Origin of the sequence: Endozoicomonas acroporae (genome assembly GCF_002864045.1) — a bacterium.
Taxonomy (GTDB): domain Bacteria; phylum Pseudomonadota; class Gammaproteobacteria; order Pseudomonadales; family Endozoicomonadaceae; genus Endozoicomonas; species Endozoicomonas acroporae.
On the sequence record NZ_PJPV01000056.1, the window covers coordinates 23,847 to 47,624 of the forward strand.

Below are 23,778 nucleotides of genomic sequence, written 5' to 3' on the forward strand. Positions count from 1 at the left end.
CAGGTTATGGCAAACAAACCTCTGACCGGGCTGGCTGCCCGCCTGCTGGCCGATCAATTGATGGAAGAGGCCGACATTCACAACGCTGAAGCCGCTGCAGCCAAGGCCAACAAACCGCTCGCCCGATATCTGCTGGAAAAAAAACTGGTCAACGGTAATGCCCTGACGCTCGCCACTGCCGAAGAGTTTGGCCTGCCAGTGATCGATCTCAGAGCCTTTGACAAAGAGCATTTCGTCAAAGACGTCGTCGAAGAAAAACTGATGCGAAAGCACAATGTGCTGCCGCTGATCAAGCGGGGCTCACACCTGTTTGCCGCCGTTTCTGATCCGTCCAACCTTCAGGGTCTGGATGAAATCCGCTTTAATACCGGCCTGACCATTCATACGGTCCTGTCGGAGCCCGAAATTCTAGAGAAAATGATTGATACTGCCCTGGATGATACCGGTGGCATGTTTGCCGACGACGATGGGATGGTCGGTCTTGAAGATCTTGAAGTCAGTGCGGTTGATGATTCAGGAGATGATGCCCTGGGAACCTCCGGCGGCGACGGAGAGGATGACACGCCGGTGGTGAAGTTCGTCAATAAAATGCTGCTGTCCGCCATCAAAGGCGGTGCATCGGATCTGCACTTTGAGCCCTATGAAAGAACCTATCGGGTTCGTTTCAGAACCGACGGCGTGCTCCATGAAGTCAATCGTCCCCCGGTCAGCCTCGGGTCCAGGATTGCTTCACGACTGAAGATCATGTCGGCCATGGATATTTCCGAGCGCAGAAAGCCTCAGGATGGCCGGATAAAAATGAAGCTGTCGAAAAGCAAGGCCATCGACTTTCGGGTCAACACGCTGCCGACGCTCTGGGGCGAGAAAATCGTACTTCGTATCCTCGATCCTTCCAGCGCCAAAATGGGGATTGATGCCCTGGGCTACGAAGAAGAGCAGAAAGAGATGTATATGACCGCCCTGCACCAGCCACAGGGCATGATTCTGGTTACCGGACCCACCGGTTCGGGAAAAACGGTATCGCTCTATACCGGTTTGAATATTCTCAATACCAATGAGCGAAACATATCCACCGCGGAGGACCCGGTGGAAATTAACCTGGAAGGTATTAACCAGGTTAACGTCAATCCCAAACAGGGTATGGACTTCAGCCAGGCGTTGCGGGCTTTCCTGCGTCAGGATCCGGATATCATCATGGTGGGTGAGATACGGGACCTGGAAACCGCCAATATTGCCATCAAGGCGGCCCAGACCGGCCATATGGTGATGTCCACCCTGCACACCAACAGTGCGGCAGAGACCCTGACCCGTTTGCAGAACATGGGGGTGCCATCATTTAACATCGCAACCTCGGTCAGTCTGATTATTGCCCAGCGTCTGGCACGAAGACTGTGCAGCCAGTGCAAGGTAAAGGTTGAAATCCCGAAAGAAACACTGCTGGAAGAGGGCTTTACCGAAGCGCAGGCGGACTCCGCCGAGATTTTTGGCCCTAAAGGCTGTGACAGCTGCAAGAGTGGCTACAAAGGTCGTGTGGGTATTTATGAGGTAGTGTCGATCACCCCAGGTATGCAGCAGATCATTATGGCCGAAGGTAACTCCCTGGAAATCTCGGAACAGGCCCAGAAAGAAGGCTTTAACAACCTTCGCCAATCGGGGCTATTGAAGGCACTGCAAGGGGTTACCAGCCTTGAAGAGGTCAACCGGGTAACACAGGATTAACCAGGCGCTGCTGGCTTTTCGCTACTCCACGGTCCTTGAGGGTGTTGCGGGAGGTATAAAAGCATTGAACCACAAAGACACCAAGACACAAAGGAAGCCTTTTTTGTTTGCTGAGCGCAGCTCAGGCAAACCCAAAAAACTTTGTGCCTTTGTGCCTTTGTGGTTCAAGGCTTTTTGAGGCCTTTCGCAACACCCTCATAGCATGTGAACGAGGGCTTTCGCCGCTTACAGAGACTCACTTCCCAAAGACAGCAACGTGGCGTTTCCGCCAACAGCCGTGGTATTGATCGACAACGTCTGTTCGGTTGCAAACCGCTGCAGGTAGTTTGGCCCACCCGCTTTTGGACCGGTGCCTGACAGCCCCTGGCCACCAAATGGCTGAACACCGACGACAGCGCCAGTCTGGTTCCTGTTGATATAGATATTACCTACCTTGACCCGCTGCTCAATAAACGTCGCCGTCACTTCGTTTCTACTGTGAATTCCCAGGGTAAGGCCATACCCGGTACTGTTGATCTGCTTAATCACTTCAGGTAACGCTTTTGCATCGTAACGAATCATATGGAGAACAGGGCCGAAGTGCTCCTTCTCCAGTTGGCCAATATGGTCAATTTCAAAGGCAACCGGCGCAACAAAGCTGCCGTTAGCGCAATCTGCTGGCAGTTGGCATTCAAACAGCAGCCTGGCTTCTTGTTTCATTCGTTGGATATGTGCCTGTAGTGACTGGCGAGCCTTTTCATCAATCACCGGGCCAATATCGGTAGAATGAAAACTCGGGTTACCGATAGACAGCTCCTTCATTGCCCCCTGCAACAGAGCGATCACCCGGTCAGCAATATCTTTCTGCACATAAAGTACCCTGAGCGCTGAACAGCGCTGCCCGGCACTGCCAAAGGCGGACAAAAGAACATCATTTACCACCTGCTCAGGCAGTGCGGTGGAATCGACGATCATGGCATTCTGACCACCGGTTTCAGCAATCAGCGGTATCATCGCGCCAGGGCGATTCGCCAGCGTCTGATTAATCAACCGGGCGGTTTCCGTGGAGCCGGTGAAAGCGACACCGGCAATCCGGGCATCAGCCACCAGTTGACGACCCACCGTGGCACCCTCGCCGGGCAATAATTGAATCACATCCCCGGGAATACCCGCTGCCAGCATCAGTTCAACTGCCCTGCCTGCAATCAGGCCGGTCTGCTCAGCAGGTTTGGCAATCACCGTATTCCCGGCACCAAGCGCTGCGGTAATCTGCCCGAGGAAAATAGCCAGGGGAAAGTTCCAGGGGCTGATACAGAGAAAAACCCCGCGCCCACAGAGCCGCAGCTCGTTAGACTCCCCCGTGGGCCCCGGCATCATGATGGACGATGAAAACCGCTCCCGGGCCTGACCTGCGTAATAGCGGCAAAAATCCACCGCCTCCCGCACTTCATCAATGGCATCGTGCACGGTTTTGCCAGCTTCCTGATGGCACAGGGCCACCAGCTCCTCACGATTTTCCTCCAGTAAGTCTGCCAGTTTCTCCAGACAGTCTGCCCGCTGTTCTGCGGGTGTGGAATTCCAGCGTTCAAAGGCCGCTTCAGCAATGCCAATGGCCGTACCGGTCTGGGTTTCATCACTCCATCCCAAGTGGCCTGCAATCTGAGAGCGGTCATAGGGGCAGGTTATTTCAGAGGTCTCTGTTGACGGTACAAGCTGACCATCAATCCATGGCCCCTGAGTCCATTTATGCCCCATAAAGCTCTGTACTTTTTGCTGAAATGGCTGCCACTGACTGTCAATATCCACATTCACACCCAGTGAGTTTTTCCGTGACCGGCCGTAAATAGCCGGTGGCAACGGGATCTGGTCGTTCTGCAAACAAACCCGGCCTGTCAACGTCTCCACCGGATGCTGAACCAGCGCAGCAACCGGGGTTTTCGCATCCACCAGGCGGTGAACAAAGGAGGAATTGGCACCATTCTCAAGTAAACGACGAACCAGATAAGGCAGCAGATCCTTATGACTGCCAACAGGCGCATAAATACGCACCGGACGACGATGGTCACTCAGGATGAAATTATAGAGTGCATCCCCCATACCGTGGAGGCGCTGGAACTCAAAATCAGCGGCACCTTCACGTTCTGCCATGGTAAGAATACTGGCAACAGTGTGGGCATTATGACTGGCAAACTGAGGGTAGAGCGCCGACCTGACAGGCTCGGATAACAGAAACCTGGCGCACACCAGGTAGGCAACATCTGTCGCTTCCTTGCGGGTATAAACCGGATAACCGCTCAGCCCCTGTTGCTGGCAAAGCTTTACTTCACTGTCCCAGTAAGCTCCCTTTACCAGCCGAACCGGGATGCGGTCTCCCTGCTCACGGGCCAGGGCAGCAAGCCAGCACAACGATGGCAGTGCCCGTTTGCCGTACGCCTGGATCACCAGACCGAGCCCACCCCAGCCACGGCAATCCGGGTGTCGGTAAACCCGCTCAAACACTTCCAGAAACAGCTCATGACGATCCTGTTCCTCAGCGTCCATATTGATAGCTACATTGCCCGCCCTGGCTTCGCGCACCAGATCCACCAGTGCAGGTACCAGTTCCCGGAAAACCCGCGCTTTATGGGCCACGTCATAGCGCGGATGAAGCGCAGAGAGCTTGATGGAAATGCCGGCACGGGGGGAGTTTTCGTGATCAGGTTCCGTAGCAACCGCTCTGATCGCCGCCAGGTATTCATCGTGATAACGCCGGGCATCCTCCATGGTCAGGGCAGACTCTCCCAACATATCGAAAGAGTAGGTGTACCCCTTTTCCCGTTGTTTCAGGCCATTCTTTAACGCTTCTGAAATATTCCGCCCCAGGACAAAATGACGCCCCATAATCTTCATGGCCTGGTTAACCGCCTGGCGAATAACCGGCTCCCCCATCCGGTTCACCAGTTTGCCAATAACCCCTCCGGCAGAACCATCTTCCCCGGCGTCAAGGTTGACCACCTTGCCGGTCAGCAGCAACCCCCAGGTGGAGGCATTGACCAGCAGAGAGTCACTTTGGCTCAGGTGTTTTTTCCAGTCAGCCACACTGAGCTTGTCGCGGATCAGGGCATCGGCAGTCCGATCATCGGGAATGCGCATCAGGGCTTCGGCCAGGCACATCAGCAAAATACCTTCCCGGGTATCCAGGCTGTACTGCAATAACAATGCATCAATCATATGAATGCCATTGTCACTGCTCCTGACCTGCTCAATCATTCTGGTGGCCTGACTGGCTGTCTCAGGGTAATCTCCGGACTGTTCATCCAGGATCTGCACCAGTTCCTGTAACCAGGAAGCCTCATCCACGGAGTAATGAGGAGAGATCATCGACCAGAGTTCAGCTGGCTTTTGCCGGACAATACCTTCGTTGAATGCATCTTTCGCCTGGAACATACCCTTCTCCATTGCCTTTCTCCAATTTGGGGCGTGCAGGATGAACAACCAGACTGCAGCCAATGATCCTGACTGGTTATTTAGAATATCTATCGCTCTTCCTGAGTACTTGAATAATACTCACCAGTTCTGCACGTCGATACCAGGTTTACTGCACTCGCAGCAGAGACCACACTCCTTAAATGGTCACCCGGAATCAATCATGGATGTATTCTCATTTTGTAGACTGATAAAACCCTACGATAGTTCACCAAAAAGTGTATATCTTTATAAAAAAATAATTACTAATTGATATAGAACCAATAACACTTCCACTTGTCGAATGTTGTCGCCATATCGGCAAAATGAGATCCGCAAAATTTTTAACCCCCTACTTCTCCATCAATTTAACAAGGATTAAATAATGGCGACCCCATTATCACCATCGGTCACACAACCAATCTACACTCCACCGGCAGCGGGTGGGCTTCAGACCGGACAGCCATCCGGGCCGACTGGCCACTATGTTGGGCATAATGTCGGCACACATGATCCGGCAACTCAATTACACGGTTCCGGAACAGGGGCTCCAGCCCTGCCCTATCAGCAACAGGGCGGTCAGCCCCCCTTCAGCTCTGTTGCACAGCACCCTGCTACCAGTTACATGACGCCTCAATCTCCAGCGGGAGCGCCAACTGCCGCAGAAACTGCCCCTGCAACTCCGGAAGAGGCTAAAACTAACGGCGAGCAGAAAGCTGCTGAAGGTGAAAAGAAAGCTGCCGAAGGTGAAAAGAAAGCTGCCGAAGGCGAAAAGAAAGCTGCCGAAGGTGAACAGAAATCAGCTGGCGGTAAAACCCTTTTTCAACGCTTGAATTTGGGGGATTTCTTTAAGAATACGAGGAATGCACGGGAGTCATCTGAAGCAAAATCATCAGAGCAAGCTGCTGAAAAAGGAAAAACGCCTGACTCGGAAAAGAGTGCTGAGCAGAAAGCGCCGGAAAAAGCCCCTGACCAGGGAGCGAAACAATCTGCAGCACCGCCTGCGCCCGCGCCTGCACCCGCTGCCCATCAGCCAGTGAGCAGTCAATCACCCCATACAGGCCATCAACAAGACCCACACCGTTCGGCAATGCCGCCATATACCCCGGCTCCCACGCACACACCTGCAACTCCCGGGAATGTGCAGACTCCAGCTTATGGGGCGCATCCTCAGACCTCGGTAACCGGGTCAACTCAACATGCTCAATTTGATAGCCGCTCCGTTCCTCCTGACAGCAAAGAGTCTGCTCCAACACCACAACGTTCATTTCTTGAACAGAGAGTTGACAGCGAAATTCAAAACATGCGTAGCTTAGTGGGTGAAGGTGTTTCTCATTATGGCCAGCAGGGACCTACAAGGGATCGGCTGGAAGCCGATGCCCGCCGGGATCTTGATTTCCATCGCGAGCAAGTCGCTAAATGCGAAGAGTTCCTTCAACCTTCTACAAAACCGGAAACACAGCAACGGTTAACTGGAGAACTGGCCAGCCAACAAACGAATGAGGTCAGGACCAGTGAGCAATCCAGAACTCAACAAACGGGCCAGCAATCCGGACTGTCTCCCTCACTTCAGGATGCCATGCAGGAGGTATTTTTAATGGCCAAACGAGGTGCAATTGAAGGTGCTCGTGAAGCCTTAAATGCTCAAGCCAGGGGATTGGAGGAGGAATACGGACCTCTCGGGCAGCGAGGTACCAACGTTTAATCTTCTGACGTTTAACTCTCAACGGTCGCATCTGCGGCCGTTTTATTTTGGAGGCAGCCTAGGAGGGTTGGTATTATTTGCCACACAAGCGACATAAATCGTCTATCCATGGCTGTATATCCCCAACCTGGGCAGCAACCCAGTCAGGGTTATAACAGGTATCCAGATAACGATCACCCGGATCACACAACAGGGTAACGATGGATCCTTCCTGACCATCGGACTTCATCTGTGCAGCAATTTGCAAGGCACCATATAAATTAGTCCCGGTACTCGGGCCAGCCTTGCGACCCAGTATCCTTTCCAGCCAGTGAATGGTTGCAATAGCGGCCACATCAGGCACTCGACGCATGTCGTCAATCACACCAGGAATAAATGATGGTTCGACTCTCGGCCGCCCAATACCCTCTATACGAGAGCCCTGGTCAATCGTCAGGCTTGAGTCGCCACTGGCGTAGTAGTCCATGAAAACAGAGTGATCGGGGTCCACAACACATAACCGGGTATTCAGCTTTTGGTATCGAATGTAGCGTCCAATGGTGGCCGATGTTCCTCCGGTTCCCGGGCTCATGACAATCCAGCTGGGCACCGGGTATTTCTCAGCCCGCATCTGTCGAAAAATGGAATCGGCAATATTGTTGTTACCCCGCCAGTCTGTTGCCCTCTCGGCATAAGTAAACTGGTCCATATAGTGTCCATTCAGCTCCCTGGCCAACCATTGGGATTCGGCATAAATCTCACTGGAGCAATTGACCAGGTGACACTGACCACCGTAAAACCTGATCTGTTGTATCTTGTGCATGGAGGTCGATCTGGGCATTACGGCGATAAATGGCAAGCCCAGCAGCCGGGCAAAGTAGGCTTCAGAAACGGCTGTACTTCCTGAAGAGGACTCAATAATGGTGGTATTCTCATCAACCCAACCATTACAGATGGCATAAAGAAATAAAGATCGCGCCAGACGGTGCTTGAGGCTGCCCGTCGGGTGCGTGCTTTCATCTTTCAGATACACCTCGACACCGTTGATTCCCGGTAATTCAAGCCGTATCAGATGTGTATCTGCACTGCGCTGGAAATCCGCCTCAATTTTGCTGATGGCTTCATTAACCCATTGATGACCACTCATGACCTTCCCCCAAGTCCGTCCATATAAATTTATCGGGTGGGAAAAACGCCTCATCAGGCGCTATTGATATGAATGCTTTCGTACCTTCCTCTATACCCAACACATTGTTAAAGATATTTTATGGCTTTGAACAGAGAAAAGTATTTCAAAAAGCATCAAAAGAACTCTTTTTATAAAACAATATTCTCTTATAGATGAAAAAATTAAAATAAAATTTTAAAAAGAGAAAAAAATACACCATTTTGCTATAAACAATTCTTACTTTTATATCTGGAATAGTCCTCGTTTATGCAAGTCTATCGGGTAGGTGGTGCGGTCAGAGATCAATTACTGGGTTTGCCTGTTAAGGACAATGACTGGGTTGTCGTTGGTGCAACGCCCGGGCAGATGAAGGATCTGGGCTATCAGCCGGTTGGCCGGGATTTCCCGGTTTTCCTTCACCCGCAAACCAAAGAGGAATACGCACTGGCCCGAACGGAACGCAAAACCGGGCATGGTTATGCGGGTTTCAGCTTTCACACATCCGTTGATATATCCCTGGAGGAAGACTTACTGAGACGGGATTTAACCATTAATGCCATGGCAGAGGACCAGCACGGGAACATTATTGACCCATATGGAGGTCAGGAGGACCTGAAAAACCGCCGACTTCGCCACATATCGCCTGCTTTTCAGGAAGATCCTCTTAGAATCCTCAGGGTTGCCCGGTTCGCCGCGAGACTTGCCCCCCTCGGCTTTCTGGTGGCAGAAGAGACGCTGGAATTAATGAGCAACATGGTGAATAACGGCGAAGCATCCCATCTGGTACCCGAAAGAGTGTGGCAGGAAACATCAAGGGCCTTGATGGAACCAAGCCCTTCGGTCTACTTTCAAACGCTGGAAAGCTGCGGTGCTCTTAAAGCCGTACTGCCCGAGTTCCGATCCCTGATTCATAACCAGACCTTATTGCACCTCAACATGGCCGCCCGGGACAACAGCACTGCTCTGATCCGGTTTGGCTGCCTGTTCTCGCCTCTACTGCCTCAGGCCGAAGCGGAAATAACCAATGGCATACTGACGGTTCAGGGTGTTTCATCCAGAATGCGATTACCTTCAGAATATGCCGATATGGCCCTTCTGGTCACAGAGCACGCCCAAAGCGTTACGTCGGTTATTCACCGCAACGATGCAGAGTCCCTGATGTCCCTGTTTGAAGCCACCGATGCCCTGCGCCGCCCTGAACGCTTTATCAGCCTGATTACGATTCTTTCCTACAGCTGCGCAATAGTTAAATTGAAAAAAAGCCAGATCATTGAACTATTAACTGGCTGTTTATCCATTAAAGCCAGAGATTTGATGACTGAAAACATCACAGGAAAAGCCCTCGGCGAAGCATTAAGACAGAAGCGGCTTCAGCAAATTCAATCAAAAATACTTCTTAACGAATAAAATCAGCGATTAAAGCCCCAACAATCTATGATACAGCGTTATGAGCTATTGATAGTAATTTCAATCTCTTAACGCATTCCAAAACACATTCTGGTTACTGACACTTCATTAATTAGTATTAAACTGGAACAAAACTCCAAATAAAGTGTCCAAATGTTCAGTCAATACTTTATTGATGTAATTAATCATACAAACTGAATAAGGACATAAACCATGGCAAACACAGGTCCAGTTGGAACATCACAGGTAACTACGGCTCACATCCCACCGGTACCGCCGCCTCCACCGGGCGTCAAATCGTCTGCGGTTGTTAATGGCCAGCCTGTGGCAACATCCACAACAACCCGGGTAGACAAGCAAACCCAAACATCGCAGCGGCAGCCAGAACCTTTTAAGCTGTCTGACAGAATTAAACAAGGCATCGCTGCTATAGGTGGCACACCGGCAAGGTCTGCGCAAAAATCTGTCCAGACAGAGCCTGCTCCGGTGAAACCTGCTGAGAAGATCCCGGTAGAAAAAACCGCAGATGGCAAAGTCGCTGAAAACCCAGCGAAAACCGCTGAAAAAGCTGCCGGAAACCCAGCGAAAACTGATGAAAAAACTTCCGGAAACCCAGCAAAAACAGATGAAAAAACTTCCGGAAACCCAGCGAAAACCGCTGAAAAAACTGCTGAAAAAAAATCTGAAATAAAAGATCAGCCAATTACTGTCATTCACAAGCTCAGCCTGAGTGAGCGGGTAATTGAGAAGTTGAAAGTCGTGGGCTCATATCTTGTTGCCCCCTTAAAGCTCCTCTTTAACGCTGTTAAATTTGTTACCAAACCTCTGCAAGATTACGTGATTACCCCTGCTTACGAAGGGTTACTCTATGTATTCCATCCGGCCAAGTATAATGCCAGAAAGCTGGAGCAGAAAACCGCTGCACAGCAGGCTGTGGATGCTCTCAAGCAGGAAAAAAATCAGGCATTTGACAAGCTCTGTATGTCAGAGGCCAAGCAACGGCACAACAAACTTCGCGAGGAATTGCATTGCGCAAGGCTGGCCGAGCACTTCGGTGTTACCGACAAGGAAGTTCAAGAAAAGGTAGACAGTCAAAAAGCTCGCGCTGAAGCCAACCACTTGTTCAATAAGCAACTGGCGGATGAGAAGCTGAAGCTGCACAAAGAAAAAGTGCTCCACGAAGATCCAAAAACCGGTGAAAAGTACTACTATACCCCGACCCGGACCCTGACTGTAGCTGATGAAAATAGTCGGGCAACAGTGACAGTTAAAGAGAAGACCCCGGGCGGTAAGGTTGTAGATCATTTACTGGATGCTGACCATGCATCAGTAGCCATGAGACTGGGTAACGACCCTGCGCTGGCCACCGCTCTGTATGATTACAACAAAGAAATGGCAGCTTACGAACAGTTATTGGCAGCCTTCATCAAGGACGATGCAAAATACCAGAAAGCCAAGCAGAAAGCGGCGAAGAAAGGTAAAGCACTTGATCAAAAAGCGCCTGTTCACCCTGGCGAGCCTCCCAAACGTCCTGTATTTAAATGCACTGACGAGAACGTGATCGCAGCATTCAAGCTGGTCAGAGAACAATATCACGCCAAGCTTCACGCAGCAGTACAAACGCTTGACAAAGACGTGGCGACAATGATGGCTGATTTTGATGCGGCCTACCCGAACAACGGGGATACCAAAAAGTTCATCAAAAAAGAGTCGAATCCTGAAGCCTATAAAGCGGAAGTGCAGGCATGGGTTAAACAGTTAGAATCCTCGCTTGGAGAAATGCACAAAGATCTGAAGAAGGCAGAAGAAGGCGGACACCAGTCTTCGGTTAAGTCATTAAATGAGTTCATCAGCAATCAGCAAAAGGATATCGATATCAACAAGCGCCACCTGGCAATCTATGCCAAAGAGTGCGAGAAGGCCTCGATCCAACAAGAGCTTGAATACCTGAACCAGATGTGCCCGAACCTTCAGGAACACCGTGCACAAGACATCGATGACTGGAAAAACGGTGCACTTGTTCGTGACCCTCAAGATCCTGATTTCGATAAAAGGGTATCAGACAAACGCGACAGGCTGGACATTGGTCGTTTGAAAAACTGGGTTTACAAAGATGCCAAGGGTAACGTCCTGGATATCTTCACCAAAGATGCCGGCGGCAATGTCACTGGTGTCGATAAAACCATGTACGCCCAGGTGAACGATGTGATCATCCCCACGCCTGACAGGAAGCTGACCCTGGCTTACAACGGAAGAGTGTCTGCCCCTGATTACCAGAATCAGGAAGGCATGAAGTGGAGCAAGATGAGCCAGGCTTCCTATCAAGGCTATGTTGCCCAGAGAGATGAAAATGGCAAAGTCCTGAAAGACAGTGATGGCAAGGTCAAATGGGAAGAGGCACCTGGCCGACTCAGCAACCACTGGGTGGTTAAGTACAGTGACGTTGATGGCAGGCATGAGGGCTACGATAAGTCCCAAACCATTGTCAAGAACAGAGCACTGGTCAGCCAACCGGAAGCTCCTGTTGTTGAATCCAAAGTTCCCGTTGTTGAACCAGAAGTTCCTGTTGTCATTAAACCCAAAGCTTCTTTTGAACCAACACCGGAACAAGCTGCCAGCCTGGCAGCCGCGATTGGAGAAAAACTCTTCGCTCTGACCGAGGAAAATGTGCATTCTCACAATGAGCTACTGGACGCAAAAAGCAGCAAACCAAGAGCTCTTACAGACGATGGTGATGTCTTCGAATTCTCTGCGAACAGTTCAGAGTCAGAGGCTGACGATGGCAAAAGCCGTACTGTCATGGCCAGAGAATTTTTCAGGCAGATGGAACGAGAACGGCAGATCAGCGAATTAAGGCAGATCAGTGACCAGTGGTTCTCTGAATTGCAGCGAACAAAGCCAACAGTGAGGCCTGTACAAGTTAATCCCGAGCGCCAAGGTTTGCTGCTGGAGGAGATTTTCGATGACTCGCCAGAGGCAGAAGAATTTCTCGCCAACAGTCGGTTCGTTGAAACCACAAAAGCTGAGCTTGATGGCCGCCGCCACAGCATTGATAGTGCACCGCAGTTTGACAATGCTTCTGTACTTAATGACGACGACGATGATGCTTCTTCCGTATATAGTGACCAAGAGCCCTTGGTTGAGCATACCATTTTACCTCAAGCTCGAACACCTGAGCAGTGCATGGTAGCTCACGATCAATTACGTACTTTGACCAAAGGGGAGGAGAGGAGCGCTCAACAAGTTCGCACATAAGCACAGGCTTTTTGCCATGTTTTTTTCAGGCTTACCCCTGAATACTCTGGCCGTCTTTTCAAGACGGCCTTTTTTTATGGTAATTAAGTCGTTAACCAGATGAAATCAGATTCCTGTTTAACAGCTCTGTTACCAGGGGCCGAAACCAGGGTTCTTGAACCTGATCGATCAACTTTTCCACTGCAAGGGCACCAGAACAGTCCAACGCCAGCAAAAGGTCAATATCCGCAGCACAAAGGTGCTGTTCGCGATCCCTTCCCAGTTGCTCTTCAAGCCTCTTGCACCATTGCTGCAATGTCTCAGCACTCATATCTGACTCAACGCAAACCACCCCGTTAATATAATCGGGAGCCTCAAGACCAACTGCTTTCGTGGTCACCAGCTCACTGACCCTGACCTTACCAAATCGCTGCTCCAGCGCAGCGATCATCTGACGACACTGATACTCAGCGTTAATATTGGAGCCAATACCCAGCACATAGACAGTCACTGCCCGCTATTCCTGTCCCATCATCTGTGTACGGGTTCGCTCACACCAGACAGTAGCAAGCGCATTGGTCAAAGCCTTCGGCTTGCGAATGGTGACAGCCACTTTATCCACCGGATAATGCTCCAGCACCTGAGTGATGATACCGCCAGCCAGTGCCTCAATCAGCTGATACCGGGAGGCCTCACAAAATGCCCTGACCTGTCGGGTAATAGCGTCGTAATCCAGCGCATCCTGCAAGTCGTCACTGGTGAACGCGCGGGTAAAATCAGTCGTCAGTTCCAGGTCCAGCACCAATGGCTGCGGTGCTTCATGCTCAAACTCATAAACACCGATGACCGCCCGGGTTTCAATGGCTTCTATTCGTACTTTATCCATGGGAGTCACACTCACGTTCTTTTAATCATGAAAACAGTGGCGCAGAAAACGAAATCTAAAGAGGTTGTCGCTAATAAACATCAAACCACAAAGACACAGAGGCACAAAGGTAAAGATGGGCGCGACCTGCTCGACAGGTAACATCAGAACAAAAACTTTGTGCCTCCGTGCCTTTGTGGTTCCCTTCTTTAAAAGGCTTCTAGCCAACCGGCTCCAGCTCTTCCATAGGCCAGCGGGGCACAGGCACTACTTCAGGCCCATCGCTCTGACCAGCAAGCAGCCGCTGACAGCCAGCATAAGCGATCATGGCACCATTATCCGTACAGAACTGTGGGCGGGCATAACGCAGTACCGCACCTTCTTTTTCCACCATGGATTCCAGGGCAGCCCGCAGTGACTGATTGGCACTGACGCCTCCGGCAATAACCAGCTGCTTCATACCGGTCTGCTGCAGGGCACGGCGACATTTGATGGTCAGGGTTGCCACCACAGCCTGTTCAAAGGCACGGGCAATATCCGCACGATCCTGATCCGAAGGCTCTTTGGCTATCGCTTCTTGACGGCATTTTGCCACGGTATTAAGGGTATAGGTTTTCAAGCCACTGAAGCTGAAATCCAGTCCCGGGCGATCGGTCATGGGCCGTGGGAAACGAAAACGCCCTTCCTGCCCCTGTTCTGCCAGCCGGGCAATGGCAGGACCGCCAGGGTAATCCAGACCCAGCATCGCGGCCACTTTATCAAAAGCTTCTCCGGCGGCATCGTCAACCGACTCGCCCAGCAGGGTGTAACGACCAATACCAGCCACCTGCACCAGCTGAGTGTGGCCACCGGATACCAGCAGCGCCACAAATGGAAACGCTACGGGTGTTTCTTCCAGCATGGGTGCCAGCAAATGACCTTCCATGTGGTGAACCCCCACCGATGGAATGCCCCAGGCCCAGGCCAGTGCCTTGCCAATACAGGCGCCCACCATTAGGGCCCCCACCAGCCCGGGGCCACGGGTGTAGGCTATGGCATCGATCTGATCTTTATTGATGCCTGCCTGCTCAAGCACCTGGTTAATCAGGGGCAATACTCTCTGGATATGGTCTCTGGAAGCCAGTTCAGGTACCACACCACCGTAATCGATGTGCATATCAATCTGACTGAACAGGGCATCGCTCAGCAGACCTTTCCCGCTGTCATAGAGGGCAATGCCGGTCTCATCGCAGGAAGTTTCTATCCCGAGAACAATCATTCAACCAACCTGTGAAACAATGTGTGCAAAAAAGAGTCAGTGAAATTCCCGAATCCGGGTATTTCATAAAGGGGAAGAATCATACGTTAAGTGGGCGTTTTTTGCATTTTTGCTGAATAAGCTTTAAAATTCGCGCCCTTGAAAAACTGCGACTAATCTGTCCTGTTAGTGTGAGTATTAACGTACTGCTTTGGGTAAAGACCTGTCTTTTCAAAGCACGATACTGGTAATCACAGAGGTGATTTATCGCATTCGCGCAGCATTGGCTGTAATCCAGCCGTGAGTTTTTTAGCCTTCAGTCGCACTGACCGGGGCGGATTCATGGTCAACATTTGTTATTAAAAGGAAGGTGATCTCTGCATGCCTGCTGTTAAAGTTAAAGAGAATGAACCGTTTGACGTAGCCCTGCGCCGTTTCAAGCGCTCTTGTGAAAAAGCTGGTATCCTGGCTGAAGTTCGTCGTCGTGAGCACTACGAGAAGCCAACTACCGTTCGCAAGCGCAAGGCCGCTGCTGCTGTTAAGCGTCATCTTAAAAAACTGCAGCGCGAGCAGCGTCGTCGTGAGCGTCTGTATTGATCAACTGCCCCTAACGTCGGTTGCTTCAATCCGGTGATTTACGCGTTGACTACCATTGAGCTTTGAACCCACCAACCTTAACATCAGGTAAAAAGGAACGTGTCATGAGTGATTGCATTGTCAGGGATCAACTGACAGAAGCCATGAAGGATGCCATGCGCAATCGCGACAAACCACGACTGGGTACTATCCGTTTGGCTCTGGCCGAACTGAAGCGAATTGAAGTCGATGAAAAATCACTAGACGATCAACGCGCCCTGGCAGTGCTGGACAAAATGGTAAAGCAGCGTCGCGATGCCATTGAACAGTTCGAGTCTGCCGGGCGCACCGATCTTGCCGAACAGGAAAAGCTGGAACTTGAGGTTCTTGCTGACTTTCTCCCCACCCCACTATCAGAAACAGAAATCTCCGAACTGGTCGACCTCGCCATTAACAGCACCGGTGCCTCCGGCATGGCCGACATGGGCAAGGTGATGGGCATTGTTAAACCACAGGCGCAGGGTCGGGCGGACATGTCATCCATCAGCAAAATCGTTAAATCCCGGTTAAGCTGACACTCACCCTGACGGGTGATAGTATCTATCCAATAGTTATTTTCTTTTCTGTTTCAGGCGCAGCACTCCACCATGGCCGGACGGATTCCCCAGTATTTTATTGATGACCTCCTGACCCGCATTGATATCGTCGATGTTATCGATCACCGGGTTAAGCTGAAAAAAACCGGTCGCAACTACTCTGCCTGCTGCCCTTTCCATAAAGAAAAGACCCCATCCTTTACGGTAAGTCCTGACAAGCAGTTCTACTACTGCTTTGGCTGCGGAGCCAGTGGCAACGCCGTTGGCTTTGTTATGGACCACGACCACCTGGACTTTCCTGAAGCGGTTGACACCCTGGCAGGACAGCTGGGCCTGGAAGTCCCCAGGGAAGAAAACCCGCACCGGCAACGGGGCCCGGACCACAGCGAACTCTACAATCTGCTGGATCGCGCAGTGGACTTCTATAGCCGCCAGCTGAAACAGCATGAACAATCCCCAAGGGCATCCCACTATCTGAAAAACCGGGGGCTTGATCCACAAACCTGCCAGCACTTTGCCATCGGCTTTGCACCGCCGGGCTGGGACAACCTGAAAAAAGAGCTGGCCACCTCACCAGAAAAAGAGCAACAGCTGATCACCACCGGCATGCTGGTCAAAAATGAAGACCGCAATACGGTGTATGATCGCTTCCGGGAACGCATCATTTTCCCTATCCGGGATAGCCGGGGGCGCTACATTGCGTTTGGCGGCCGGGTTCTGGGCGATGAGAAACCCAAGTATCTGAACTCTCCCGAGTCCCCGGTTTTTCACAAAGGCAAAGAGCTTTACGGGCTGTTTGAAGCCCGGCAGGCCAACCGCAAGCTGAGCCGGATCCTGGTGGTTGAAGGGTATATGGATGTGGTGGCACTGGCCCAACAGGGAATCACCAACACGGTGGCAACCCTTGGCACAGCCACCACCCCTGACCATATGCAGCGACTGTTCAAAGTGGTGCCTGAAGTTATTTTCTGCTTTGATGGCGATGATGCCGGTCGACGGGCGGCGTGGCGTGCACTGGAATCGACACTGTCCAACATGCAGGATGGTCGTCAGGCCCGTTTCCTGTTTCTGCCACAGGGCGAAGATCCGGATAGCATGGTTCGCAAGGAAGGCTCCGAAAGCTTTATTGAGCGAATCAAGAGCCAGGCCATCAGCCTGGATAACTTACTGTTCCGGGAACTGGAGTCAGAGCTGGATCTGACCACCATGGATGGTCGTGCCCGTTTGGCCAAACTGGCTCAACCTTATCTTGATAAACTGCCGGAAGGCTTGTTTCGTCAGTTGCTGGTGAAAAAGCTCTCAGACCGAACAGGACTGGATACACACTACCTGGAAGCTCACTTTCAGGAAAGTGCCCGCACCAGAGAGTTATCCACAAGCCGACCAGAGCCGGAAACACGCAACGTCAGCCAGGAAGCACAGGTGCATCATGGTCATTATGAGCCAGCGCCTTTCTACAATGCAGACTACGAAGAAAGACAGTACGCACCAGAAGAACACCCGAGCTATAACACACCTGAGATTTCACGCAGGCCTTCAACCCGCCATCTGACCAACTCAGCCAGACTGGTGACCTGCGGTTATGCCATACGACAGTTATTGTGTAATCCGGAGTTTGCCCGGGAAGTTTCCGAGCCATTTGACCACCTGAAACTGGAAAACGACAGTGACAGTCAATTACTGATCGACCTGTTAACCATCCTGAAAAAAGAGCCGTCACTGAAAGCCAGCACGCTTATTGCCCAATGGTACGACACAGAGAAAGGACAACGCCTGCAAGCCCTCGCAGCCCTGGATCACGGCACCACCGCGCACCGGGATGAGTTTCTGGAAACCCTGGCCAGCATTCGCAGGAAAGCAGGATTAAACCATCAGAAGAACCTGTACAAATCACTTATCCAGAGCTTCCAGAACAAAAAGCCGGGACAAATTAACGAAGAACTTCGCCAGCAGTTCCGTCAACATCAGGAAGCGTTCAGAGAGCAGATGACCCAGCAGCAGGCAACCGACAAATCACCCGGCAACCACCACGAAAAAAATGGGGAAAGTTAATCTTTTTTTGGTAGTGTCAGACAAATGCAACCGATTCCTCGAATCCATGCATAAAAAAATAACTGCACAACAAAAAATATTAGGTATACTTGAATTTCACTGTGTCCCGTGGAACTGCATTATTGGCCACATTTCTAATTCAAACCCGGTCTGAAAACACCAAGGAAAGGTAACCCGCGTCATGGAATGCATTCCGGTACCTCGTCCAACCAAGTCGGGCCGCTGCCCTGTGGTACTATACCCAGTTTATGAGCTATAATTGCCTGCTTACGTTTTTTTGTCCGGTTCGTCAATATCCGCTGTTGAAGGGTTGATATGTCAGCAAATTCGCAACAACAATCCAGATTAAAAGAGCTTATCGCCCGTGGTAAGGAACAGGGGTACCTGACTTACGCGGAGGTTAATGACCATCTTCCGGAAGATATTTCCGATCCTGATCAGGTGGAAGATATTATCCGCATGATCAATGACATGGGTATCAGCGTCTACGAGACCGCTCCCGACGCCGATACCCTGCTCATGGCTGAAGCCGACACCGATGAAGCTGCCGCCGAAGAAGCAGCCGCAGCGCTTGCCGCCGTCGAACAGGAAGCAGGAAGAACCACTGATCCTGTCCGCATGTACATGCGGGAAATGGGTACCGTAGAGCTGTTAACCCGTGAGGGCGAAATCCAGATTGCCAAGCGCATCGAGGAAGGCTGGCGTGAAGTCATGTCGGCACTGGCTCAATTCCCCGGTTCTGCCCAGATTGTCCTCGACGAGTATGACCGCCTTACCGAAGAAGAAGGTCGCCTCACCGACGTTATCAGCGGCTATATAGATCCCGACGACAATACTGAGATCACCAATACCGATGATAACGATATCGAAATCGACGATTCACTTGATGACGATGATGGTGATGGTGATGGTGATGAAGATAGCGAAGAAGAGGGCGATAGCGGACTCGACCCGGAAGAGGCCAGAGAGCGCTTCACCCTTCTGAGAGATGCCCTGGAAAAAGCCACCAAGGCTATTGCCACTCATGGTCGTGATAACAGCCAGGCAGCACTTGAAGAACTGGCCGAAGCTTTCATGCCGCTGAAGCTGGTGCCACGCATCTTCGACATGCTGGTGTTCCGAATCCGCAATGCCGTGGAGCGCATCCGTGATAACGAACGCGCGGTCATGCAGCTGTGTGTTCGCAAATCCAAAATGCCCCGCAAGATCTTCCTTAAGGCATTTCCGGGCAACGAAACCAACCTTGGCTGGATCGATGAACTGGCCGCTGGCAGCGGCGGTTACATAGATGCTTTGCAGAACTATCGCGAAGAGATTGTTCGTGCCCAGAAAAAGCTGGCCAATATTGAGAAAGAGTTTGATCTTTCCCTGGTCCAGATAAAAGACATCAACCGTAAAATGTCCCTTGGCGAAGCCCGTGCCCGCCGCGCCAAAAAAGAGATGGTTGAGGCCAACCTTCGTCTGGTTATTTCTATTGCCAAGAAATACACCAACCGCGGCCTGCAGTTCCTTGACCTGATTCAGGAAGGCAACATCGGTCTGATGAAGGCGGTGGACAAGTTCGAATATCGCCGTGGTTACAAGTTTTCGACCTATGCCACCTGGTGGATTCGTCAGGCGATTACCCGATCGATCGCAGACCAGGCCCGCACCATCCGTATTCCGGTTCACATGATTGAAACCATCAACAAGCTGAACCGGATCTCACGACAGATGTTGCAGGAGATGGGCCGGGAACCCACACCGGACGAACTGGCTGTACGCATGGATATGCCCGAAGACAAGATTCGTAAGGTACTGAAGATCTCCAAAGAGCCTATCTCCATGGAGACACCCATTGGTGATGATGAAGATTCGCACCTGGGTGACTTTATTGAAGATGCTACCATGCAGTCGCCTATCGACCGGGCAACCGGTGAAGGCCTGAAGGAATCTACCCGCATGGTTCTGGCTGGCCTCACCGCTCGTGAAGCCAAGGTACTGAGAATGCGCTTCGGTATCGATATGAACACCGACCACACGCTGGAAGAAGTGGGCAAGCAGTTCGACGTTACCCGTGAGCGTATTCGTCAGATTGAAGCCAAGGCCCTGAGAAAACTGCGTCATCCAACGCGCTCGGATCACCTCCGCAGCTTCCTTGATGAGTAATCATCAGCCATAAAAAAAGCACCACACGGTGCTTTTTTTATGGCTTGCACCTAGGAGGCTGTCCGAGAATAGACTGCCCTACTGCGGTGACAGCAAATTGGTCTAGAAAGTCGGAAATTTTTAGTAAATAGAACCACTATTCACTAAAAATTTCCGACTTTTTATCATCAATTTTCTGCCATCCTCGCTATGGGCGCTATTCTCGGACAGCCTCCTAGTGTGACCAAATGCTCAATGAGTGGAATCTAGCCGCTCTTATGCAGGCTTCATCAGCGTAAGCAGTTCCTCGACAGTCTCCTTCCTCTTGACCTCACACTCATTCACAGGCCGGGTTGTTGATAACCAGTCGTTAACTCTGTGCTCAAAATCATGACGGCAAACATGGTGAGCCAATTTCATTTGCAGATGCTCAGTCAGCGCATGAAGGCGTTGATATTCTTCCTGAAGCTGGCTAGGTCGGCAGCCAGGTTTTCCTTCAGAGTGCAGGGCAATAAACTGTTTGGCTTTATTCAGGATAAGCAGACAGCCTATCAGCAAACCATAAATACGCTCCCCGGTGTTTTGGGGGTTGTGAAACAGAATGGTTCGAGGCAGGTCGAATGCTGCGCCTTTGTGCAATTGCTCTGTCAGCTGATCAAGGTTATCCGTGAGATATTGCAGCGTATCGTTCAGCAATCTGGTCTCTTCAGCAAACAACAAACACCATACCGGCCTCTCAACGCCAGGAACGAGAACGGGCAATCGTGATGCCTTTCCATCGGTTACTCTGGCGTCAACATAAACCTCAAAACCCATTGCCTTTATCCCCAGATCACCGTCTTTAAGATGAATACTGTAGGCCTTTGGCAATTTCATCGCCTGACATTCCGGGACAGGCCAGATGATGACACTTTGAGGGATGTCTGACTCACTGTCGGTATTCAGTGCCTGCAGCTTGTCAAAAAGGGTTCTGACAGATGCTTCTTTCGTGCAGATAATGTCAATCTCATCAAATGATGAGTGGAGATTCTGTAAAAAGCGTGCGTATGAACCGGTAACCAGAATGGGAGGGTCGGTATAAGAATTATTGATTTCCTGAATAATCTCCAGTGTTTTCAGCGTTATTGAATTTAAATAAGTATCCTGACAAGGAAGTGGGCCTCCTTTGTCAAGATTGGCTGAACACCCGTTTCCATCTGTGGAAAAACAGTCAAGCCAGGCGTTGTCAGTATACTGTTCAGGTGATCCGGGGTGCTCTCTACTGACAGCAACAGAAGCCTCAGCTTGACTGACACAGGCTGAGCATTCTTGATGACTATCACGACCACGGACAACGGTATTTTCTCGTTTAAACAGCATATTATCCATTATATTGGCTTCACAGCTGCATTGTTCAAACCAGAAGCCCAGAGCATGGCGTATCTTGCTTCCTTCAGAAAAACGCTGAAGACACTCCAGAACCTGATTCTTATGGACGTATCGCCCATTAACCGACTGTCTTGTAATACAACAATGCGCCAGGAAGAAGAAATGGATGCGTGAATTCTGAAACGAGTTTCTCAGTCGTTTGATGGATTGCAATACCTGCTCTGCTGACACTCTCTGATGATCAATTGACAGCCCATAGTGCATAGCCATGAATTGCAATTGACATTGCAGTCGTTGTTGCTGGTCGTCTTTATGGGATGCGTTGTTTAAGATTCGCCAGGCCTCTTGAAGCATCTCCTGAGCTGCATTGTTTTCATCATAATGCCTGGGTTGTTGCAACTTTTGAATCAGATACCCGGCTTGCTTTACAGCATGACCGCCGGGTACTTCATTAAATGCTTCTAACACTTGCCGGTTATCCAGACAGGCACCGTTCAATTCTCTTGCCGTCAATGCCAGCTGTACATAAAAAAAAGCTCTTTCCATTAACCAGCCACCGTCTTCATAATCCTTAACCACTGCCTCCGCTTCAACCAGTCGGCCATTCAACGCCACCCCCCTAAGGCAACATTCCTGTTTGAAGCGCGCTATCCCCAGCCTGCCTCTCGAATTGTCCGGGAAATCCTTAATGACCGTATCCGGTGTAACCGGCTGGCCATTCAACGGCAGCCCTCTCAGGCAGCATTCCTCTTTGAAGCGCGGCAGCTCCAGTGTTGCTCTGGCCTCCTCAAACCCCTTAACCACCTCATCGGGTGTGACCTGCTGCCCCATTAACGGCACGCCGTTCAAGCAACATCGCTCTTTGAAGCGCGTCAAATCCAATGCTGCCTTGGCTGCCTGATAACCGTTAACGACCGCCTCAGGTTTGACCTGCTGGCCTTTCAACAGCAAGCCCTTCAGGCAACATGCCTCTTTGAAGCGCGCCTGCTCCAATGTTGCACTGGCAGCCTGATAACCCTTAAACACCACATCCGGTGAGATCCGCTTGCCATTCAATCGCAGGCCTCTCAGGCAACACTCCGATTTAAAGCGAGCCAGCTCCAGTGTTGCCTTGATTGCCTGATAATCCTTAACCACCGCCTCCGGTGTGACCGGTCGGCCATTCAATGGCAACCCCCTCAGGCAACATTCCACTTTAAAGCGCACTATCCCCAGCTTGCCTTGCGGGCCACACGGGAAAGCCTTAACCACTTCATCCGGTGTGACTTGCTGGCCATTCAACGGTAGTCCCCTCAAGCAACACTCCGCCTTAAAACGCGCCAACTCAAGTGTTGCACTGACTGCCTGATAATCCTTAACAACCGCATCCGGAGTGACTTGCTGGCCATTCAATAACAGGCCCCTCAAGCAACATTCCGCTTTGAAGCGCGCCAGTCCCAGTTTGCCTTCGGGACTACCCGAAAAATCCTTAGCCACTGCATCCGGCCTGACCTGATGACCATTCAATAGCAACCCCCTCAGGCAACAGAGTTGCTTGAAACGGGCCAGTTCCAGTGATGCTTTGGCTGCCTGATAATCTTTCACCACCACATCCGGCGTGACCTGCTGGCCATGCAATAGCCGCCCCCTCATACAACATTCCGATTTGAAGCGCGCTATCGCTAATTTGTACTTATTTAAATCTGGCTTCCGGTTGAATTCCTGAATGACCTGATCCGGGATAACTTTTCGATTGTTATAAAGAGTGTTCTTTAAGCAAAGCCTCTCAAGGAATAACCCCCCCCTGAGAGACGTTGTATCATTGCTATAAGCTGTGAGCACATCAGCCGGGGTGATTTGACGTCCTTGCAATAGTTTTTTTTGCCAAAAGGCATCCTCAATATCCTTGCCATCATTCAGCGTTGAGGCTGCATTTTTATGAGTCTGATAGACTCTTTTACCGTTAAATCTGTTTCTGGAGCTTTCAGGAATACCGCTTGAACCGACTTGCTGGTCAACTCTAGCTGCTTTTGGATGGGGGTCGGTTGATGATGATGCCTTCAGAATAAAGCCCTGCACGCCTGGACTATAAATACCGAAGTTTGACCTCAAGAGGATTATTAGGTTCCACTGCCTGTGGGTTAAACACAGGCAGACTAACCTTAGTCGGGGAAAAAGTGACTCTCATTTTTCTCGCGGGTCACAGAATAATACCAATTCCGCCTTCTAAATATGAGATCGAGCAAGTCATTTTGGACAGCTGGGCAAGGCGGAATGACGAGTAATAGCAGAGCTATTGCGAGGAATTCCAACGAAGATCCAGCTGTTCAAAATGGCTGCGCA

At 50.9% G+C, this 23,778-nt stretch carries 14 protein-coding genes; 8 read left to right on the forward strand and 6 right to left on the reverse strand.

The window, feature by feature from the left end:
* Nucleotides 1-6: 6 nt before the first annotated feature.
* Nucleotides 7-1,719: a type IV-A pilus assembly ATPase PilB gene (gene pilB / locus CX664_RS09925; protein WP_101746645.1), complete on the forward strand. Its 1,713-nt coding sequence runs from the start codon at nt 7-9 to the stop codon at nt 1,717-1,719.
* 225 nt (nt 1,720-1,944) lie between these two features.
* On the opposite strand, the gene putA is transcribed toward pilB, so the two are convergent.
* Nucleotides 1,945-5,124 (reverse strand): bifunctional proline dehydrogenase/L-glutamate gamma-semialdehyde dehydrogenase PutA, encoded by a 3,180-nt coding sequence (gene putA, locus CX664_RS09930; protein WP_101746646.1) that lies wholly within the window; start codon nt 5,122-5,124, stop codon nt 1,945-1,947.
* A 403-nt stretch (nt 5,125-5,527) separates the two neighbouring features.
* Here putA and CX664_RS09935 point away from each other — a divergent pair, with 403 nt between their 5' ends.
* Nucleotides 5,528-6,847, forward strand: a complete 1,320-nt coding sequence (locus CX664_RS09935; RefSeq protein ID WP_101746586.1) for a hypothetical protein — start codon at nt 5,528-5,530, stop codon at nt 6,845-6,847.
* Nucleotides 6,848-6,920: 73 nt separating this feature from the next.
* On the opposite strand, the gene CX664_RS09940 is transcribed toward CX664_RS09935, so the two are convergent.
* Nucleotides 6,921-7,973, reverse strand: coding sequence for a PLP-dependent cysteine synthase family protein (locus CX664_RS09940; protein ID WP_101746587.1), 1,053 nt, complete (start codon nt 7,971-7,973; stop codon nt 6,921-6,923).
* Nucleotides 7,974-8,261: 288 nt separating this feature from the next.
* Between CX664_RS09940 and CX664_RS09945 the strand changes: the two genes are divergently transcribed.
* Both CX664_RS09945 and CX664_RS09950 read left to right on the forward strand, forming a co-directional pair.
* A complete protein-coding gene (locus CX664_RS09945) occupies nt 8,262-9,401 on the forward strand; it encodes a tRNA nucleotidyltransferase/poly(A) polymerase-related protein (protein ID WP_101746588.1) in 1,140 nt (379 codons plus the stop codon).
* Between the two features lie 213 nt (nt 9,402-9,614).
* Nucleotides 9,615-12,656, forward strand: a complete 3,042-nt coding sequence (locus CX664_RS09950) for a hypothetical protein (RefSeq protein ID WP_101746589.1) — start codon at nt 9,615-9,617, stop codon at nt 12,654-12,656.
* A gap of 91 nt (nt 12,657-12,747) precedes the next feature.
* Here the strand turns inward: CX664_RS09950 and CX664_RS09955 are convergent, their stop codons facing one another.
* The 3 genes from CX664_RS09955 to tsaD all read right to left on the reverse strand — a co-directional run bounded on the left by CX664_RS09955 (nt 12,748) and on the right by tsaD (nt 14,758).
* A complete protein-coding gene (locus tag CX664_RS09955) occupies nt 12,748-13,146 on the reverse strand; it encodes a 2-amino-4-hydroxy-6-hydroxymethyldihydropteridine diphosphokinase (protein ID WP_101746590.1) in 399 nt (132 codons plus the stop codon).
* A 6-nt stretch (nt 13,147-13,152) separates the two neighbouring features.
* Nucleotides 13,153-13,521 carry a dihydroneopterin aldolase gene (folB, locus tag CX664_RS09960; RefSeq protein ID WP_101746591.1) on the reverse strand — a complete coding sequence of 123 codons (369 nt, stop codon included), beginning with the start codon at nt 13,519-13,521 and terminating at the stop codon, nt 13,153-13,155.
* A gap of 199 nt (nt 13,522-13,720) precedes the next feature.
* Nucleotides 13,721-14,758, reverse strand: a complete 1,038-nt coding sequence (gene tsaD / locus CX664_RS09965) for a tRNA (adenosine(37)-N6)-threonylcarbamoyltransferase complex transferase subunit TsaD (RefSeq protein WP_101746592.1) — start codon at nt 14,756-14,758, stop codon at nt 13,721-13,723.
* 360 nt (nt 14,759-15,118) lie between these two features.
* On the opposite strand from tsaD, the gene rpsU reads away from it, so the two are divergent.
* From rpsU to rpoD, 4 genes are all read left to right on the forward strand, one after another.
* Complete coding sequence (gene rpsU / locus CX664_RS09970) at nt 15,119-15,334, forward strand: 30S ribosomal protein S21 (protein ID WP_020582360.1); 216 nt, start codon at nt 15,119-15,121, stop codon at nt 15,332-15,334.
* 104 nt (nt 15,335-15,438) lie between these two features.
* Nucleotides 15,439-15,888 (forward strand): GatB/YqeY domain-containing protein, encoded by a 450-nt coding sequence (locus CX664_RS09975; protein ID WP_101746593.1) that lies wholly within the window; start codon nt 15,439-15,441, stop codon nt 15,886-15,888.
* Between the two features lie 72 nt (nt 15,889-15,960).
* Nucleotides 15,961-17,961, forward strand: a complete 2,001-nt coding sequence (gene dnaG, locus CX664_RS09980; protein WP_101746594.1) for a DNA primase — start codon at nt 15,961-15,963, stop codon at nt 17,959-17,961.
* Nucleotides 17,962-18,276: 315 nt separating this feature from the next.
* Nucleotides 18,277-20,109 (forward strand): RNA polymerase sigma factor RpoD, encoded by a 1,833-nt coding sequence (gene rpoD / locus CX664_RS09985; RefSeq protein ID WP_101746595.1) that lies wholly within the window; start codon nt 18,277-18,279, stop codon nt 20,107-20,109.
* A gap of 255 nt (nt 20,110-20,364) precedes the next feature.
* Here rpoD and CX664_RS09990 read toward each other — a convergent pair whose 3' ends face one another.
* Nucleotides 20,365-23,514, reverse strand: coding sequence for a hypothetical protein (locus CX664_RS09990; protein ID WP_145999929.1), 3,150 nt, complete (start codon nt 23,512-23,514; stop codon nt 20,365-20,367).
* Nucleotides 23,515-23,778: the final 264 nt, after the last annotated feature.

Excerpts from the sequence above, each read along its gene's own strand:
- pilB (WP_101746645.1), top strand. The coding sequence starts at position 7 with ATGGCAAACAAACCTCTGACCGGGCTGGCTGCCCGCCTGCTGGCCGAT.
- putA (WP_101746646.1), bottom strand. The coding sequence starts at position 5,124 with ATGTTCCAGGCGAAAGATGCATTCAACGAAGGTATTGTCCGGCAAAAG.
- CX664_RS09935 (WP_101746586.1), top strand. The coding sequence starts at position 5,528 with ATGGCGACCCCATTATCACCATCGGTCACACAACCAATCTACACTCCA.
- CX664_RS09940 (WP_101746587.1), bottom strand. The coding sequence starts at position 7,973 with ATGAGTGGTCATCAATGGGTTAATGAAGCCATCAGCAAAATTGAGGCG.
- CX664_RS09945 (WP_101746588.1), top strand. The coding sequence starts at position 8,262 with ATGCAAGTCTATCGGGTAGGTGGTGCGGTCAGAGATCAATTACTGGGT.
- CX664_RS09950 (WP_101746589.1), top strand. The coding sequence starts at position 9,615 with ATGGCAAACACAGGTCCAGTTGGAACATCACAGGTAACTACGGCTCAC.
- folB (WP_101746591.1), bottom strand. The coding sequence starts at position 13,521 with ATGGATAAAGTACGAATAGAAGCCATTGAAACCCGGGCGGTCATCGGT.
- tsaD (WP_101746592.1), bottom strand. The coding sequence starts at position 14,758 with ATGATTGTTCTCGGGATAGAAACTTCCTGCGATGAGACCGGCATTGCC.
- rpsU (WP_020582360.1), top strand. The coding sequence starts at position 15,119 with ATGCCTGCTGTTAAAGTTAAAGAGAATGAACCGTTTGACGTAGCCCTG.
- CX664_RS09975 (WP_101746593.1), top strand. The coding sequence starts at position 15,439 with ATGAGTGATTGCATTGTCAGGGATCAACTGACAGAAGCCATGAAGGAT.
- dnaG (WP_101746594.1), top strand. The coding sequence starts at position 15,961 with ATGGCCGGACGGATTCCCCAGTATTTTATTGATGACCTCCTGACCCGC.
- rpoD (WP_101746595.1), top strand. The coding sequence starts at position 18,277 with ATGTCAGCAAATTCGCAACAACAATCCAGATTAAAAGAGCTTATCGCC.